Source organism: Brevundimonas sp. Root1279 (genome assembly GCF_001425945.1).
In the GTDB taxonomy this organism is placed as follows: Bacteria; Pseudomonadota; Alphaproteobacteria; order Caulobacterales; family Caulobacteraceae; genus Brevundimonas.
This window is the reverse complement of record NZ_LMEB01000001.1, coordinates 139,436-156,664: the sequence shown is the minus strand read 5'-3', so window position 1 is coordinate 156,664 and position 17,229 is coordinate 139,436. Positions and strand designations below refer to the sequence as shown.

The 17,229-nt window shown below is 70.9% G+C and carries 14 protein-coding genes; 4 read left to right on the top strand and 10 right to left on the bottom strand.

From position 1 onward, the window contains the following. Position 1: 1 nt before the first annotated feature. The gene (gene pyrF / locus ASC65_RS00760) at positions 2–718 is read right to left on the bottom strand and encodes an orotidine-5'-phosphate decarboxylase (RefSeq protein ID WP_156459525.1); all 717 of its coding nucleotides are present in this window, start codon (positions 716–718) and stop codon (positions 2–4) included. Between the two features lie 102 nt (positions 719–820). Between pyrF and ASC65_RS00755 the strand changes: the two genes are divergently transcribed. Next, a complete protein-coding gene (locus tag ASC65_RS00755; protein WP_056448137.1) occupies positions 821–1,519 on the top strand; it encodes a MarC family protein in 699 nt (232 codons plus the stop codon). Positions 1,520–1,528: 9 nt separating this feature from the next. Here ASC65_RS00755 and ASC65_RS00750 read toward each other — a convergent pair whose 3' ends face one another. From ASC65_RS00750 to ASC65_RS00735, 4 genes are all read right to left on the bottom strand, one after another. Further along, positions 1,529–1,990, bottom strand: a complete 462-nt coding sequence (locus ASC65_RS00750; protein ID WP_056448134.1) for a hypothetical protein — start codon at positions 1,988–1,990, stop codon at positions 1,529–1,531. Beyond that, the gene (locus ASC65_RS00745; RefSeq protein WP_056448131.1) at positions 1,987–2,814 is read right to left on the bottom strand and encodes an SDR family NAD(P)-dependent oxidoreductase; all 828 of its coding nucleotides are present in this window, start codon (positions 2,812–2,814) and stop codon (positions 1,987–1,989) included. Before ASC65_RS00745 ends, ASC65_RS00750 begins: the two co-directional genes overlap by 4 nt. Further along, a complete protein-coding gene (locus tag ASC65_RS16960; RefSeq protein ID WP_156459502.1) occupies positions 2,807–3,268 on the bottom strand; it encodes an NINE protein in 462 nt (153 codons plus the stop codon). Before ASC65_RS16960 ends, ASC65_RS00745 begins: the two co-directional genes overlap by 8 nt. An 81-nt stretch (positions 3,269–3,349) precedes the next feature. Next, the gene (locus ASC65_RS00735) at positions 3,350–3,820 is read right to left on the bottom strand and encodes an Rrf2 family transcriptional regulator (protein ID WP_056448128.1); all 471 of its coding nucleotides are present in this window, start codon (positions 3,818–3,820) and stop codon (positions 3,350–3,352) included. A 223-nt stretch (positions 3,821–4,043) separates the two neighbouring features. Here ASC65_RS00735 and ASC65_RS00730 point away from each other — a divergent pair, with 223 nt between their 5' ends. Both ASC65_RS00730 and ASC65_RS00725 read left to right on the top strand, forming a co-directional pair. Next, on the top strand, positions 4,044–6,029 hold the full coding sequence (locus ASC65_RS00730; RefSeq protein WP_056448125.1) for a potassium transporter Kup: 1,986 nt from the start codon (positions 4,044–4,046) through the stop codon (positions 6,027–6,029). Between the two features lie 62 nt (positions 6,030–6,091). Further along, positions 6,092–7,429: an RsmB/NOP family class I SAM-dependent RNA methyltransferase gene (locus tag ASC65_RS00725; RefSeq protein WP_082525842.1), complete on the top strand. Its 1,338-nt coding sequence runs from the start codon at positions 6,092–6,094 to the stop codon at positions 7,427–7,429. An 11-nt stretch (positions 7,430–7,440) separates the two neighbouring features. Here ASC65_RS00725 and ASC65_RS00720 read toward each other — a convergent pair whose 3' ends face one another. From ASC65_RS00720 to glnD, 4 genes are all read right to left on the bottom strand, one after another. After that, positions 7,441–8,127, bottom strand: coding sequence for a GNAT family N-acetyltransferase (locus ASC65_RS00720; protein ID WP_056448122.1), 687 nt, complete (start codon positions 8,125–8,127; stop codon positions 7,441–7,443). Between the two features lie 69 nt (positions 8,128–8,196). Beyond that, on the bottom strand, positions 8,197–9,234 hold the full coding sequence (gene trpS / locus ASC65_RS00715; RefSeq protein WP_056448119.1) for a tryptophan--tRNA ligase: 1,038 nt from the start codon (positions 9,232–9,234) through the stop codon (positions 8,197–8,199). Positions 9,235–9,375: 141 nt separating this feature from the next. Further along, positions 9,376–10,974: a murein biosynthesis integral membrane protein MurJ gene (murJ, locus tag ASC65_RS00710; RefSeq protein WP_056448116.1), complete on the bottom strand. Its 1,599-nt coding sequence runs from the start codon at positions 10,972–10,974 to the stop codon at positions 9,376–9,378. Between the two features lie 35 nt (positions 10,975–11,009). After that, positions 11,010–13,757, bottom strand: a complete 2,748-nt coding sequence (glnD, locus tag ASC65_RS00705) for a [protein-PII] uridylyltransferase (protein WP_056449120.1) — start codon at positions 13,755–13,757, stop codon at positions 11,010–11,012. A gap of 67 nt (positions 13,758–13,824) precedes the next feature. On the opposite strand from glnD, the gene ASC65_RS00700 reads away from it, so the two are divergent. After that, a complete protein-coding gene (locus ASC65_RS00700) occupies positions 13,825–14,472 on the top strand; it encodes a CAP domain-containing protein (protein WP_056448113.1) in 648 nt (215 codons plus the stop codon). Here the strand turns inward: ASC65_RS00700 and mutS are convergent, their stop codons facing one another. After that, positions 14,473–17,172: a DNA mismatch repair protein MutS gene (gene mutS, locus ASC65_RS00695; protein ID WP_056448111.1), complete on the bottom strand. Its 2,700-nt coding sequence runs from the start codon at positions 17,170–17,172 to the stop codon at positions 14,473–14,475. Positions 17,173–17,229: the final 57 nt, after the last annotated feature.

The window sequence follows — 17,229 nt, the reverse complement described above, 5'->3', positions numbered from 1 at the left end:
CCTAGTTCGCGATCCCGTCGATCGACTCGACGATGGCCGAAGCGGCGGTCAGCGGATTGTCCGCCCCGATCACCGGCCGGGCCACGACCAGGTGCGTGGCCCCCGCCTCGAGGGCCGCGCGCGGCGTCGCCACGCGCTGCTGATCGCCCCTTTCGGCGCCCTCGGGCCGCACGCCGGGGGTGACCACCAGGAAGTCCGGACGCCCCGCCTCGGCGGCGATGCGACGGACATTGGCGGCCTCCAGAGGGCTGGAGACGACGCCGTCGACGCCGCAGTCGAGGGCCTGGCGCACCCGGCGCTCGACCAGTTCGGCGGCGGTGAAGCCGTAGCCCAGCTCGCCGAGGTCGGCGTCCGACAGGCTGGTCAGGACAGTGACGGCCAGCAGCTTGGTCCCGGTCCCGGCGGCGTCGCGACCCTTGACCGCGCCGCGCATGACCTGGGGCTCCGCGTGCACCGTCAGCAGGTCGCAGCCGCCCTCCGCCACCGAGCGGGCCGCGCCCTCGACCTGGGCGCCGATGTCATGGAGCTTCCAGTCCTGGAACACCTGTTTGCCCTGGGCGCGCAGTTCATGGGCGAAGGCGACGCCGCCGGGCCGCGCCAGCAGGGTCAGGCCGACCTTGTAGAAGGACACCACGCCGCCCAGCCGCTCGACCATGGCGCGCGCCGCGTCGATGGAGGGCAGGTCCAGGCCGACGATCAGGCGCGGGTCGGTGAGCACGGGCGTCATTGAGCAGTCTCCATCTTGGCCGCAGGGGTGGACGCGCGCGCGCGCGCAGGCCCTTATGGGGCGGCAGGGTGAATTGCGGGGCGAGAGAAGCAAATGGACGCGGTCGATCTGGGGGTCAACCTCTTCGTCACCCTGTTCGCCCTGCTGGACCCGATCGGCAATATCCCGATCTTCGCCGCGGCGACGGCCGGCGCCACCCTGCGCCAGCGGATTTCGGTGTCGGCCCTGATCTGCCTGTTCGCGGCGGTCTTTCTGGCCTTCTTCTTCTTCACCGGCCTGGGGCTTCTGCAGTTCTTCGGCATCTCGCTGGCCGCTTTCCGCATCGCCGGCGGCGTGCTGCTGCTGCTGCTCGGCCTCGACATGGCGCGCGAGGACTTCATCGCCACCTTCGCCGACAAGGACGCCGCCAACGACCTCAAGGACGTGCGCGGCTACGCCAAGCGGCGTTTCCAGCGGCTGGTCGTGCCTTTCGCCATCCCGCTGATGATCGGCCCCGGCGCCATCTCGGCCATCATCATCCAGGCCGGCGAGGCCGAGAAACTCGGAGCCGCCGGCACTGCAGCCTCCCTGGCGGCCATCGCCGCCGCCTGCGTGGTGTCCTTCATCAGCTTCGCCCTGACCGGCCCGATCAGCCGCATCCTCGGCGAGGTCGGTCTGTCCATCGTGGTGCGGGTGCTGGGCCTGATCCTCTGCGCCCTGGCCATCCAGTTCATCCTGATGGGCCTGGGCGAGGCCCTGCCGGGCATCATCAGCTCGGGCGTGACCACGCCGTATCCGAGCGGCGGGCACTAGCCGGCGGGCCTAGGGGACCTCAGCCGGCTCCAGCGACAGCGCTAGTCCGCGGGCATAGAGAGCGCCCCAGAGGCCGTAGCTGGTTTCAAACGCGATCTCGTAGTCGCCGGCCTCGGGCCCCGGGCAGGTTCCGAACCGGTCTTTCGGAACGGAGGCCTCAAGCCTGCGGATGACAAGGCCCGCGAGGATCGAGTGGGCGTCGCCGTTCAGCTCGACACCGGTGACCTTTGTCATGTGGAGACTCACGATCGCGTGGCGATCGAGAACGAAGTAGCCGGCCTCGTTGACCTGATCCGTCATGCGAAAAGCGGCGATCCGCATGATCGCGTCGCCCTTCGTCAGCGTCAGCTCGACGAGATCGGCGTCGTGAAACGACGGCGTGAAGCCGAACCATCCGACGATCGCGTCGCTCCCCGGAAGAGCGGCGAACAGGTTCGGGTCCGTGCCCCACGGCGTCGGCTGGGTCCTCATATCCGCTTCAGCCGTTTCGCATGGCCGCCGACCATCTTGAGCGCCCAGCGGTCCGGCAGGTGTTTGGCCAGGCCCGCGAGGACATTGTTCATTACCCCCGGCGTCACCGCCGGCCGGTTGGCCTCAACGGCGTCATAACCGACGCGGGCGACGTGCTCGGCGGTCTGCCACATCCAGGCGGGATAGGCGGACGAGACCTCGGCGCGGGTGCCGTTGACGTCATGGAACTCGGTCAGGGTGTAGCCGGGGCACAGGGCGGTGACGTGCACCCCCGTCCCGGCCAGCTCGAGGTGCAGGCCCTGCGAGGCCTTGATCAGGAAGCTCTTGATCGGGCCGTAGAGCGTGTCGCCACCGGTCGCCGGCATGCGCCCGGCCAGCGAGGCGACGTTGAGAATACGGCCGAAGCCGCGCTCGACCATGCCAGGGGCGAACAGGCGTGACAGCTCGACCGGGGCCGACAGCATGACCTGCAGCATGGCGGCGTGGTCGGCCGGATCAGTCTGCAGGAAGCCGGCCGTGCGGCTGAAGCCGGCGTTGTTGACCAGGGCGTCGACGGTGAGACTGCGGGCGGCGACCGCCTCGAACAGGCGTTGCGGCGCAGCCGGGTCGGCCAGATCCTCGGTGATGACGGTCACCGTCGCGCCGGAGCGGCTCAGCTCAGCGGCCAGGACCTCAAGCGGTCCCGCTCGACGCGCGGTCAGGATCAGGTCCCAACCCTCGACCGCATAGACTCGCGCCAGGGCGGCGCCGATGCCGGCGGAAGCCCCTGTGATCAGGACGGTGCGGCGACGGTCCGCGAACGTCCCGTGATTCGATTCAGGCATCGACCGTGGCGGGCGTCGGAGACTCGCCGAGCAAACGCCGCTTCTGGACGTCGTACTCGTCGTCCGAGATCGCGCCTTGATCGCGCAGGGCGGCGAACTTGGCCAGTTCGTCCACCTGGGACCCAGCGGCCTTCGGCCGGGCGTTGAGGCGGAGCATCAGCTCACGGTTATGGCTCTCGACCATGCCCGAGATCAGGAACAGATCGATCAGCAGCCAGATGCCGAGAGGGATCAGGAAGAGGAGGCCGACGACGAACCAGATGGTGACCCAGCCCAGGACCGAAAGGACGAGTTGGCCCACCGCTGACCCGGTCTTGCCGAGGTAGAAGCGGTGGCCGCCCAGGCCGCCCGTGAAAAACCAGAGGAGGAAGGCGACGCCGGTCGACTTCTTGTTGGCCTCGAAGGCCATAAGCGCCTGAGTGTCGGCGCTGAGCCCCGAGTTGTGATCCGTCATTTAGGCCCCCTGTGGTCACGCTGATATCGCCATCATCCGATGACGGAGATCAACCCTGAGTCTCAGCCGACGGCCGATTTATCAGGCGGCGACGGGACACGACGAGTGCGGCGCGAAGCCTGCCAGCGACGGCGGGTTCTCGGCCAGGAGGTCGGCGATAGTGATCTTGCCAAGCGCCTCGCCGGCGGCCAGATCCGCGGCGGTCAGGGCCTTGGCGACCTGGCGCGGGATGTGTTCGCTGACCGGACAGCCCTTCGCTCCGGCTGGCGGCGAGCCCAGTTGCGCGCAGCCGTTCACCGCGCGCAGGACCGCGTCCAGGGTGATGGCTTCGGGCCTGTGCAGCAGCCAGGCCCCGCCCGAGGCGCCCGGACGAGTGGCGATCAGCCCCGCCTTGGCCAGCAGGGCGGTCACACGGCGCACCACGACCGGATTGGTCGGAACCGAGGCGGCCAGAACCGCGCTCGGCGCGGCGTCAGCCGGCGAGTAGGCGCCCTTGTGGGCCAGATAGGCCAGGGCGTGGGCGGCGACGGGAAATCGTTGGCTGTCGGACATGGCTTTCAGTGCTCAAGATAGTGCGGGCGCCGCCGTTTCACAAACACTCGCAACCTTCGCCGCCCCGGCCGCTTATCGACCCTGTTCGGGCCGGTCTCCCGCCCGGGCCGAGTCTACGATTCATCTCGCAGGCGCAGCACGATTGAACCGGCGCGGGAAAGGGCCTAAAGGCTCGCCGCTCTTTTGATGGGAACCGCACTGTGCGGCGTCCCGGAGGAACTTCATGGCCGGGGCTGCTCCCCAAGGTGAAGACGGCGCCAAGGCCGCCTCGACCCCCAACAATTCAACCGACAAGACCATCGACCCGGCGCACCCGCATCCCGCGGCCGCCGGCGAGCACGGCGTCGGCAAGGCCGGCAAGTTCGGTCTGATCCTCGGCGCCATCGGCGTCGTGTTCGGCGACATCGGCACCAGCCCGCTCTACGCCCTGCGGGAGGCGATCGACCACGCCCGCGACGGCGTCGGCGGCGACCTGGCCGTGATCGGCGTGGTCTCGCTGGCCTTCTGGGCGCTGATGGTGGTGGTGACGTTCAAGTACGTCTTCTTCCTGATGCGCGCGGACAACAAGGGCGAGGGCGGCACCCTGGCCCTGATGGCCCTGGCCCAGCACGCCATCGGCCGTCGCTCCGCCCTGATCTTCATCCTCGGAGTCTGCGGCGCGGCGCTGTTCTACGGCGACGGCATCATCACGCCCGCCATCTCGGTGCTCTCGGCTATCGAGGGGGTCAAGGACGCCCCCGGCGTGGGCGGCTCGCTGGATCCCTACATCGTGCCCATCGCGGCGGGCATCCTGGTCGGCCTGTTTCTGCTGCAGGCCCGCGGCACCGCCAAACTGGCCAAGTATTTCGGCCCGATCACCGCCGTCTGGTTCCTGTGCCTGGGCGTGCTCGGCCTGTTCCACATCTTCGACGACCTCAGCGTCCTGCGGGCGCTGTCGCCGCACTACGGCGTACAGCTGCTGATCGAGGACGGTTTCCTCGGCTTCATCATCCTGGGCAGCGTCTTCCTGGCCGTGACCGGGGCCGAGGCCCTGTATGCGGACATGGGCCATTTCGGCAAGTCGCCGATCCGCATCGGCTGGCTGGCCTTCGTCCTCCCCTGCCTGACCCTGAACTACCTGGGCCAGGGCGCCCTGATCCTCTCCGACCCGTCGGCGTCGCAGAACCCGTTCTGGAGCATGGTGCCGACGGCGGTCTACTGGCCGATGCTGGCCCTCGCCACGGCAGCCACCGTGATCGCCTCGCAGGCGGTCATCACCGGCGCCTTCTCGGTGACCCAGCAGGCGGTGCAACTGGGCCTTCTGCCGCGCATCGACATCAAGAACACGTCCGAGACCCAGGCCGGCCAGATCTTCGTGCCGGCAGTCAACACCCTGCTGATGGTCGGGGTGCTGGTGCTGCTGTTCGCCTTCCGCAGCTCGTCCAACCTGACCGCAGCCTATGGCGTCGCGGTCACCGGAGTGATGCTGATCAACACCCTGATGGCCTATTCGGTGATCACCAAGAAGTGGAACTGGCCGCTATGGGCCGTGCTCGCGACCCTGGTCCCGTTCGGCTTCATCGACACCGTCTTCCTGACTTCCAACCTGCTGAAGATTCCGGACGGCGCCTGGATGCCGCTGGTGCTCGGCGCGGCGCTGATCCTGCTGATGTGGACCTGGGTGCGGGGGACGCAGATCCTCACCGCCAAGACGCGCAAGGACAGCCTGCCCCTGGCCGACCTGATCGAGATGCTGCGCGCCCGGCCGCCGCACCGCGCCCCGGGCACGGCCATCTTCCTGACGTCGGACCCGGACATCGCCCCGGTCGCCCTGATGCACAATCTCAAGCACAACAAGGTGCTGCACGAGAAGAACGTCATCCTGACCGTACGGACCACCGACCGGCCGCGTGTGGCCGAGGCCGACCGGGTGCGGATCGAACCGATCTCGGACGACTTCAAGAAGCTGGTCATCTCCTACGGCTTCATGGAGCAGCCCAACGTGCCCAAGGCGCTGGGCGTATGCCGCAAACAGGGTCTGAAGTTCGACATCATGTCGACGAGCTTCTTCCTCGGCCGCCGCTCGGTCATCGCCTCGGCTTCGCAGGGCATGCCCCTGTGGCAGGACCGGCTGTTCATCTTCCTGATGCGCAACGCCGCCAACCCGACCGACTTCTTCCACATTCCGCCGGGACGCGTCGTCGAGCTCGGCGCGCAGGTCGCCGTATGAGCCGTCCCCCCTCCTCCGGCGCCGGCAAGGGCGGCCACAGCTCGGCCGCGCGCGGTCGCCGCATGGCCGAAAAGTCACGCGGACCGCGTCCGCCCCGGGTCGAACAACCTCGCGACGAAGCCGCCGACATCGGCGTCGAGGCCCGCCTGGCCGCGGGCGTTCTGCTGAACGCGGCGCTGGAAGGCCGCGGCGGCATGGACGCCGCCCAGAGCTTCCGCGAGATCGCCGCCCTGCCCGCGCCGGACCGGGCCTTCGCCCGCGCCGTGGCCATGGCCGCCCTGCGCCGTCTGGGCGAGATCGACCAGATCCTCGACCGCAAGCTGCAGAAGGCCCCGCCGCTGGCCGTGCGCACCATCCTGCGCGTCGCCCTGGCCCAGATGCTGGTGCTCGAGACCCCGGCCTTCGCCGCGGTGTCGACGGCCGTGAAACTGGCCGAGCGGGACACCAAGACCCGGCCCTACAAGAACCTGGTCAACGCCGTGCTGCGCGGCATCGACCGCGAGGGGCCCGGCCTGACCACGGCCGAGTCCAACCTGCCCGAGTGGGTCGCCGCCCGCTGGCGCGCCACCTACGGCGAGCCGGCCCTGGCCGCCCTGGCCCTGGCCGCCCGCGAGGAGCCGGCCACCGACCTCAGCCTGAAGCCCGCGGCCGATCCGGCCGAGGTCGCCGCCGCCGTCGACGGCGAGGCCGTTGCCGGCGGCACGGTCCGCACCGGCAAGCGCGGCGACGTGGCGACCTGGCCCGGCTTCGAGGACGGGAACTGGTGGGTGCAGGACGCGGCCGCGGCCGTCCCCGCCCGGCTGCTCGCTCCGAAGGCGGACGAATTCATCGTTGACCTGTGCGCCGCGCCCGGCGGCAAGACGCTGCAACTGTGCGCTTCGGGCGCCTCCGTCGTGGCCCTCGATCGTTCGGAAGTCCGGCTGAAGCGCCTGCGCGCCAATCTGGAGCGCACCGGGCTCGAGGCCGAGATCGTCGTCACGCCCGCCGAGGACTGGGAGGACGACCGCACCTTCGACGCCGTCCTGCTGGACGCGCCGTGCACCGCCACCGGCACCTTCCGCCGTAACCCCGAAGTGCTGCGCGCCACCAAGCCCGCCGACGTCGCCAAACTGGCCGACGTTCAGCACCGCCTGCTCGACGCCGCCGCCGACCGGGTCAAGCCGGGCGGGCGGATGGTCTATTGCGTCTGTTCGATGGAGCGCGAAGAAGGCGAGACCCAGATCATCGCCTTCCTGCGCCGCAACCCGGCCTTCAAGACCGTCCCGGCGGTTCCCGCCGAGGTCGGCGCCCCGGACGAAGCCCTGACGTCGGAAGGCTGGCTGCGCATCCTCCCGTCGATGTGGGCGGAGAAGGGCGGGCTGGACGGCTTCTTCGTCGCCCGGCTGGAGCGCGTCGCCTAGGCCAGAACGGTTTAGGTCATCCGTGCACGGACGGTGAAGCCCAGGCTCTCATAGAACGCCACCGTCGCCGCGTGCTCGGCGTAGGCGTGCAGGAAGGCCTGTTCGCCGCGCGCGAGGATGCGCGACACAACGGCGCGGCTCAGAACCCCTGCCAGCCCCTGGCCGCGGAAGTCGGGATGGGTGCAGACGCCGCTCAGTTCGGTGAAGCCGTCGACCTTCATCCGCTCGCCGGCCATGGCGACCAGCCGGCCCTCGCGCCGCACGCCGATGAAGCCGCCGAGCCGCAGCGTGCCCTTCCGGAAGGGCCCCGGCTTGGTCAAGGCCGCCAGCGCCAGCATCTCCTCGGCGTCGGCCTCGCCGAGCGTCAGGATGTCGAGATCACTCGCCTGGCCCTGGGTCAGCGCGGATGCGGTCATCTGCACGCAGGGCGCGCGCGAGACGATGGGCAGGTCCGGTAAGACGGCCTCGATCGGCGTCCCTTCCGGCTCGACGAGCCCGGCGCCGGGGTATTCTCGGCTGAGCGCGGTCAGCAAGGCCCGGCTGTCCGGCGAGCCGTCGGCGGCCGCCACGAAGACGCCGATGTCCGGATCCAGCCGCACGGCGACGCCCTCGCCCTCCTCTCGCCGGATCGCCAGCGACGCCAGCGGGCCGTTCAGGGCGCTCCAGACGGGACGGTCGAGGGGATGGGCGAGGCTCATGGGCCATTACCTAGCGCAGCGGCTCGCCGCCGCCAGTCCCGGCCGCGAAGCCGGGACCGGAAAGCGCGATCACGCCCGCCAGAAGCCGACGATCTTCTTGACCTCGTCGACCACCGGATCGGCGATCTCCGCCGCCCGCTCGGCGCCGTCCTTGAGGACCCGGTCGATCTCGGCCGTGTCGGCCATCAGGCGGCGCATCTCGGCGGTGACCGGGGCCATGGAGGCCACGGCCAGCTCGGCCAGAGCCGGCTTGAAGGCGCCGAAGCCCTGTCCGCCGTACTGGGCCAGCACCTGCTCGCGCGTCATGTCGGCCAGGGCCGCATAGATGGTGACCAGGTTCTTGGCTTCCGGACGGGCGTCGAGGCCCTCCACGGTTTCCGGCAGGGGCTCGGGGTCGGTCTTGGCCTTGCGCACCTTGGCGACGATGGAGTCGGCGTCGTCGGTCAGGTTGATGCGCGACTGGTCGGACGGATCCGACTTGGACATCTTGGCCGCGCCGTCGCGCAGGCTCATCACCCGCGGGGCAGGGCCCTGGGTCAGGGGCTCGGGCAGGGGGAAGAAGCCGGGCACGCCGAAGTCGTTGTTGAACTTGGCGGCGATGTCGCGGGTCAGCTCAAGGTGCTGCTTCTGGTCCTCGCCGGTGGGCACCTCGGTGGCCTTGTAGAGCAGGATGTCCGCCGCCTGCAGCACCGGATAGGTGTAGAGGCCGACCGACGAGCGCTCCTTGTGCTTGCCCGACTTCTCCTTGAACTGGGTCATCCGGTCGAGCCAGCCGAGGCGGGCGACGCAGTTGAAGATCCAGGCCAGTTCAGAGTGGGCACGCACCGCCGACTGCGGGAAGATCACCGACTTGGCCGGATCGAGGCCCGAAGCGAGGTAGGCGGCGGCGATCTCGCGGGTCTGGGCGGTCAGCAGGGCCGGGTCCTGCCACACGGTGATGGCGTGCAGGTCGGCGACGAACAGGAAGCAGGGCGCGCCCGTATCCTGCAGCTGGGTGAAGCGCTTCAGGGCGCCGAGATAGTTGCCCAGGTGCAGGGCGCCGGAGGCCTGGATGCCGGACAGGATGCGGCGGGGTCCGGTGTATTCGGCCGGGGTCTGGTCAGTCATGGATCGTGAGCTCGGGAGGAAGTCTGGATCAGGCGCACAGGATGGCGCGCGGCGTTGGACGGCGGATCAGCCGCGCCATCGACGGCCGGCGAAGTTCAGTCCCGAAATCGTCATGCCTCGCACCTATCGCCTCCCCTCGCGTCAGTCCAGACCGGAGGACATCGAGCCGCCGCCCGGCTCGCGGCGCAGCACGGCCTTGAGCTCCGCGATGCTGACCGCCCGGAAGGCGAGCAGACAGGCGCCGTAGACCGCCGCTCCGACACCGACGACCACCAGGACGGCGATCTCCTTGGCCAGGAAGATGCGCGCCAGCTCCGGGTAGTAGACGTCGGCGGCGAACAGCACGACCGCCATGACGCCGCTGGCCAGCAGCACGCGTGAAATGCGCGAGACGAAGGCGTTGGAGGCGCGCCAGACATGCTCGCGCACCAGCGTCCCGCCGAGCAGGGCGACGTTGAGCCAGGCCGACAGGCTGGTGGCGACGGCCAGGCCGAGCACGCCGTCGACGTCGATCCGCGACAGCCAGAAGAACAGGGCCGTGCCGACGATGATGGTGAAGACCACCGCCGAGACGGCGAAGATCATCGGCCGGCGGGTGTCCTCGCGGGCGAAGAAGGGCGGCGTCAGCACCTTGGCCAGGACGAAGGCCGGCACGCCCCAGGCGAACTGGCGCAGCACGTCGGCGGTGCGGGCGGCGTCCTCGGAGGTGAAGGCGCCGCGGGTGACGGTGGCGTCGATGATGAAGAAGGGGATGACGAACAGCGCCACGGCCGCCGGCAGGGTGAAGGCCATGGCCAGGGTGATGCCGTCATCCAGCGTCTTACGGCCGCCCTCATGGTCGCCCTGGACGAAGGCCTTGGTCAGCCGCGGCACCAGGGCAAGACCGATGGCCACCCCGACCAGGCCGAGCGGCAGCTGGTAGAGCCGGTCGGCGTTGTAGAGCACCGAGCGGGCGCCCTCGTCCGAACCCGTCAGAACCTGGCTGACCACCGAATTGACCTGCATCGCCCCGCCGGCCAGGGCGCCAGGCACGGCCAGGGCCAGGGCCCGCTTGACGTTCGGGGTCAGGCGCGGCCAGCCGAACTTCAGCCGCACGCCCAGACGCCGCACGCCGATCCACAGCAGGCCCGCCTGAACGAGGCCCGAGACGGTCACCGCCGCCGAGGTCCACAGCAGGGTCTCCGCCTGGCTCATCGGGAGCAGGCTCGGGGCCAGCAGCGGCACGAGGGTGCAGATGTTGAGGAAGACCGGCACCGCCGCGGTCAGGGCGAACTTTCCGGCCGTGTTCAGCACCCCCGAGAGCAGGGAGGCGATGGTCATGCAGGCCAGGTAGGGCATGGCCAGCTGGGTGGCGACGACAGCGGCGCGCATCACCTCCTCGTCATGCCGCCAGGCCGACAGCAGCCACGGCATGATCCACGGCATCAGCACCTGCAGCACGATGCAGAAGGCCGCCACCACGGCGAACATGAAGCTCAGCGCCTCGGAGGCGGTGACGGCGGCGGCTTCCTCCCCGTCGCGGGCGCGCACCCCGCCGTAGACCGGCACGAAGGCCTGGGCGAAGGCGCCCTCGGCGAACAGGCGGCGGAACAGATTGGGCAGCATCAGGGCCGTGGCCCAGGCGTCCATCATCGGCCCTTGGCCGAACCGGGCCGCCAGCGCCATGTCGCGGGCGAAACCGAGCACGCGGCTGCCCAGAGTCAGGGTGGCTTGCACAAGAGTGTTGCGCGCGAGGCTCATGCAGGTCTCGGGAAGGGGGTTCGCCGACTACTCGCTTAGCCTGCTTCCCCGCCGCGCGATACGGGCCGGTTTGCGCCGCGCGACGGCGGCCTGACCCGGCCCACCTCGGAGACGTCGCGCAGGCTGGCCCGCACCGGGGCGGAGACGCGTGGGCCGCTGGGTCCGGCGCGGTCCAGCACGCTCTCCAGATCAGCGCGCAGCTGATCAAGGCCGGCGCCGGCCGTCGGCTTCCCGCCCTCCACGGCGGTGACATAGAAGCTGTCGACCGCGCGCTCGCCGAAGCCGGCGATATGGGCCGAGCGGATCGACAGCTGACGCTGCGACAGCACCCCGGCGAGGTCGGCGAGCAAGCCCGGCCGGTCGGCGCCGGAGACTTCGACCACCGCCGCCGAAGGCGACTCCTCGAGGTCGATGATCACCGTCGGGCGCACGTCGAAGGCGGCGCGGCGCGGGTTGTAGGTGGCGCGCGGCGGCTCGGCCCGGCCGGGGTCGCCGCGGGCGGCGGCGGTCAGGGCGGCGAGCAGCCGATCCAGGCGGCGCGGCTCGGCCCGGCCATAGGGGTCCCCGGCCCCGTCCTGCAGTTCAAAGACGTCCAGGGCGACGCCGTCGCCGGCGGTCGCCACCCGCGCCCCGACCACATCGGCGCCGGCGGCGGCCAGGGCCCCGGCGAGGTCGGCGAACAGGCCCGGCCGATCCTGGACGGCGACGGCGACGCGGGTGGCGGCGCGCTCGCCCCCCTCCCCGTCAAAGCCATCGGCGCCCGACAGAACCGCCGCCACCGCCTCGCCGGCGCGGGCGCGGGCGACGATCTCCGGATAATCCTCCAGCGGGTCGGCGTGGTCGATGTCCTCGCCGCGGAACAGGGCCTCGGTGCGCTGGTAGAGTTCGCGGATCAGCTGACCCTTCCAGCCGTTCCACACCCCGGGTCCGACAGCCCGGATGTCGGCGACGGTGAGGATCAGCAGGGTGCGCAGCCGCTCGGGGTCGCCGACCAGGGCCGCAAAGGCGCGCACCGTGGCCGGATCGGAGACGTCGCGCTTCTGGGCGTAGTCGCTGAGCGCCAGGTGGTTGCGGACCAGCCAGACCACGAACTCGGTGCGACGCGGATCCAGGCCCAGCCGGTCGCAGGCGCGCCGCGCGGCGATCGCGCCGTCCTCCAGCTGGCCCCGGTCGCCGCCCTTGCCGACATCGTGCAGCAACATGGCCAGCATCAGCGCCTCGAAATCGTCGATGCGGTGGACGATCTCGGTCGAGGTCGGATGCTCCGCCTCCAGCTTGCCGCGCCAGATGTCGTTGATGATGCCGATGGCCTGGAGCGTGTGCTCGTCGACCGTATAGGCGTGGTACATGTTGAACTGGGTCTGACCGACGATGCGGCCCCACTCCGGCAGGAAGCGGCCGAGCAGACCGGTCTCGTTCATCAGCGACAGCACGCGGTACGGCCGCTGGCCCTGGGCCAGGATGTCGAGGAAGGCGCGTGTCGCCTCGGGGTCGCGGCGCAGGCTCGGCGTCACCAGCGACAGCGAGCGACTGACCGCCGACAGGGCGTCGGGGTGCAGGTCGAGGTCATGGGCGTCGGCGACCCGGAACAGCAGCAACAGCTTCTCGGGCGCCTCGGCAAACACTTCCGGCCCGGTCACCGACAGGCGGCCGCCATCCTCGATGAAGCCGTCGACGCCGAGCTTCTTCTTCCGCCCGGGGATCAGGCGCGACAGGCTGAGGGTCGGCTTCTGCTGGCGCGACTCCAGCTTGGCCGACAGGGCGCGGGTCAGGGCGCCGACGTCGCGGGCGACGAGGAAGTAGCGGCGCATGAAGCGCTCGACCGCCGGCTCGTCGCCGCGCCCGCGCCAGCCCATGCGCCGCGCTACCTCGGGCTGGAGGTCGAAGGTCAGCTTCTCCTCGGCGCGGCCGGCGATCAGGTGCAGATGGGCCCGCGTCCGCCACAGGAAATCGAACGACTCCTCGAAGGTGCGGCGCTCGCGCGGGGTCAGCAGGCCGTCCATGACCCGGGCCCCCAGCGGACTGTCGGGGGCCAGAGAGCGGGCGATCCAGAACAGGGTGTTGAGGTCGCGCAACCCGCCCTTGCCGTCCTTGACGTTGGGCTCGACCCGATAGCGCACGGCCCCGGCCTTCTGGTGTCGCTGGTCGCGCTCCTCCAGCTTGGCGGCGATGAAGGGCCGCGGATCGGCCTTGACCACGAAGGCGCGGAAGCGGGCGATGAAGTCCTCGGCCAGCTGCGTGTCGCCGGCGAGCGGCCGCGCCTCGAGCAGGGCCGTGCGCACCGTCATGTCGGTCTTGGCCAGGGCCAGGCTCTCGTCGACCGAGCGCGCCGCCTGGCCGACCTTCACCCCCAGGTCCCACAGGACATAGAGCATGAATTCGATCACCTGCTCGGTGCGCGGGATCGACTTCCACGGCCGCAGGAACAGGAGGTCGAGGTCCGAAAACGGAGCCAGCACGCCGCGTCCGTAGCCGCCGACGGCGATCAGGCTGAGCCGTTCAGCCTCGGTCGGATTGTGCGCCGGATAGAGGATTTCCGTCGTGAAGCGCCACAGGTCCCGGAGCATGTCGTCGGCGGCGACGGCGTAGAGCCGGGCCACCTCGACGCCTCCGAGACCGCCCTCCAGCCGGGCCGCGGCCCGGGCGCGAGCGGCCTCCCACGAGGCGCGCAGCAGGGCGGTGGCGGCGGCGCGAGGGTTGGAGGCGGCGGCGGCCTCGGCCCACGGGTCGGCGACCGGCCCCTTGGCCTCGACGGAATCCGGTCGGCGGGAACGGGCGCTCATCCGGCCGGTATAGACCCCGACCGCAGGCTGCGCGACTGTGCGAGGCGGGACGGCGTGGAGGAAATGCATGCTGAGACGGATCGGGCTCCTCGCCGCGGCCATGTTGCTGTCGGCATGCGCGCCGCCGCCGGCCGCCGGCTCCGCGCCCTACGCATCCCAGGACGCCCCTCCCGTGGACGCCGCCTTCCATGCCCGGATCGCGGCCGAGGTGAGCGCGGCCCGCAGCGATCCGCGGGGCTATGCCCGCAAGCTCAGGACCCTGCGCGGCTGGTTCCAGGGCGACCGGATCGAGCAGCCCGGCGAGGTGCCGATCGTGACCCGCGAGGGCGTCGCCGCCGTCGACGAGGCCATCGCCTTTCTGGAGGCCCAGCCGGCGCTGCCCGCCCTGGCGCGCAGCCAGCCGCTCGATCGCGCCGCCGCCGGCCACGCAGCCGATCAGGCGCGCAGCGGGCGCACCGGCCACGGCGGCGAAAACGGCCTGAGCCCGCACGAACGGATGGCTCGCTTTGGCCGATGGGCCGCCACAGCGGAGGCCATCGCCTACGGCCCGGACACGGCCGAAGAGATGGTCGTCCAGCTGATCGTCGACGACGGCGTGGCCGATCGAGGCCATCGCCGCATCCTGTTCAGCCCGGCCTACACCCTCATCGGCGTCGGCTGCGGGCCGCATCCCGAGTGGCGGCGAATGTGCGTCCTGGACTTCGCCCGGCCCTGATCAGCCCTTGATGGCCTTCAGCCGGTAGAGGGCCTCCAGCGCTTCGCGCGGCGTCAGTTCGTCGGGATCGATCGATGAAAGGGCGTCGGACAGGGCCGAAGAGACCACCGGCGGCGGCGGCGCCGCGGGCTCAGGCATGGCGAACAACGGCAGGTCGTCGAGGCTGGAGACGGCGGTCTTCTCGCCCTCCAGACGGTCCAGCACCTCGCGGGCGCGGCTGACCACGGCGGTCGGCACCCCAGCCAGTTTTGCCACCTGCACGCCGTAGGAGCGATCGGCGGCGCCGGGCGCGGCCTCGTGCAGGAAGACCAGGTCGCCGTTCCACTCCTTGGCCATCATCGACAGGTTGCAGACGTGGGCCAGTCGCGTCTCCAGCCCGGCCAGCTCGTGGTAGTGGGTGGCGAACAGGGTGCGGGCGCGGTTGCGGTCGTGCAGGGCCTCGGCCACGGCCCAGGCGATGGCCAGGCCGTCGTAGGTGGCGGTGCCCCGCCCGATCTCGTCCAGCACCACGAAACTCTTGTCGGTGGCTTGGGTCAGGATGGCGGCGGTCTCGACCATCTCCATCATGAAGGTCGAGCGGCCGCGAGCCAGGTCGTCGCCGGCGCCGACGCGGCTGAACAGCCGGTCGACCACGCCGAGGCGCATCGAGCGCGCCGGCACGAAGGCGCCGGCCTGGGCCAGCACCACCAGCAGGGCGTTCTGGCGCAGGAAGGTCGACTTGCCGGCCATGTTCGGGCCGGTGACGATCGACAGCCGGGCGCAGGCCGCGCCGGAGCCGTCGAGGCGACAATTGTTGGGCGTATAGGGATCGCCCGCCGCCTTGACCGCGGCCTCGACCACCGGATGGCGGCCGGCCGTCACCTCGAAACAGCGGGTGTCGTCGACGACCGGGCGGACCGCGCCGACCTCCTCGGCCCATTCGGCGAGGGCGGCGTGGGCGTCGAGCTCGGCCAAGGCTTCGGCGACCGCCTGCAGCGGCTGCGACAGACCCTGCACAGTGCGGCGCCAGATCTCGAAGGTCTCGGCCTCGATGGCCAGGGCGCGGTGGCCGGCCTGGCTGATCTTGGCGTCCAGCTCTGACAGCTCCACCGTGGTGAAGCGCACCTGGTTGGCCAGGGTCTGGCGGTGAATGTAGGGGCTTTCGCCAGTCGGCCGCAGCAGGGGCTCGGCGGCCTTGGCCGTGGTCTCGAGGAAATAGCCGAGCACGGCGTTGTGACGGATCTTGAAGGGCACGCCGGACTCGGCGACGGCGCGCGCCTCCAGGTCGGCGACGACGCGGCGGCTGTCATCGCGCAGGGCGCGCGCCTCGTCGAGCTCGGGCCGGAAGCCGGCGTTCACATAGCCGCCGTCGCGGGCCAGATGCGGCGGCTCGGCGACCAGGCCCTCGGCCAGATCGACCAGCAGGCGGCCGACCTCGGGCGAGAAGGCCAGGCGGTCGAGACAGTCCGCCAGCCGCGCTGACGGTCCGGTCAGCGGGTCGCGGGCGGTCGGGAACAGGCCGGCGATGCCCTCGGCCACCGACAGGCCGATGCGGATGGCGGCCAGGTCGCGCGGCCCGCCCCGGCCGAGCGCCAGGCGGGAGACGGCGCGGGCCACGTCCGAAGAGGCGCGCAGGCCGTCGCGCAGATCGCGGCGCAGGTCGCGGCGTTCCAGCAGCCATTCGACCGCGTCGAGGCCGTGGTTGATGGCGATCGGATCGCGCAGCGGCCGAGCGATGCGCTCGGCCAGGGCCCGGGCGCCGCCCGAGGTGACGGTGCGGTCGAGGCAGGCCAGCAGGCTGCCGTCGCGCTCGCCGCGCTGGGTGCGGTCGATCTCGAGGCTCAGCCGCGTGGCCGGATCGATGGCCAGGAAGCCGCTGTCGCCCGAACGGCGCGGCGGCGTCAGGGCCGGAATCTTGCCGGCCTGGGTGGTTTCCAGATAGGCGGCAACCAGTCCCAGCGCCGAGACTTCCGCCTCTTCGAAGGCGCCGTAGCCGTCCAGAGAGGCCACGCCGTACAGGCGCTCGACCCGTACGCGGGCGCCGACCGGCTCGGCCAGAGCCTGCGGCAGGGCCTGAACCACGCCGCCCGACCCGTTGAGCGCATCCTTGGCCGCCTCGTCCGAGAACAGGCGGTCGGGGACCAGCACCTCGGAAGGCCGGAACGACGCCAGCGTCGCGCCGAGGTCCTCCAGCGCACAGGCGACCACGTCGACCGCCCCGGCCGACAGCTCGACCACAGCCACGGCGGCGCGACCCTTGCGGATGGCGACGGCCGCCAGCCGGTTCGCCCCGCGGGCGTCGAGCAGACTGTCCTCGGTCAGGGTGCCGGGCGTGACGACGCGGACGATGTCGCGCCGGACCACCGCCTTGGAGCCCCGCTTCTTGGCTTCGGACGGGGCCTCCAGCTGTTCGCAGATGGCGGCCTTGAAGCCCTGGCGGATCAGGCGGGCGAGGTAGCCGTCCAGCGCATGCACCGGCACCCCGGCCATGGGGATGTCCTCGCCCTGGTGCTTGCCCCGCTTGGTCAGGGTGATGCCCAGGGCGGCGGCGGCGATCTCGGCGTCCTTGAAGAACAGCTCGTAGAAGTCGCCCATGCGGAAGAACAGGATGGCGTCGGGCGCGCTGGCCTTGGCGGCCAGGAATTGCGCCATCACCGGCGTCACGCCTTCGGCGGACGGCAGGGCTTCGGCATGCGGAGGATGGGCGAGAGGGGCGTTCATATGAGCGCCGCAAGGTGAAGGAAGCCGCGGGCGCGCTCAAGCGCAATGGCATGAGCT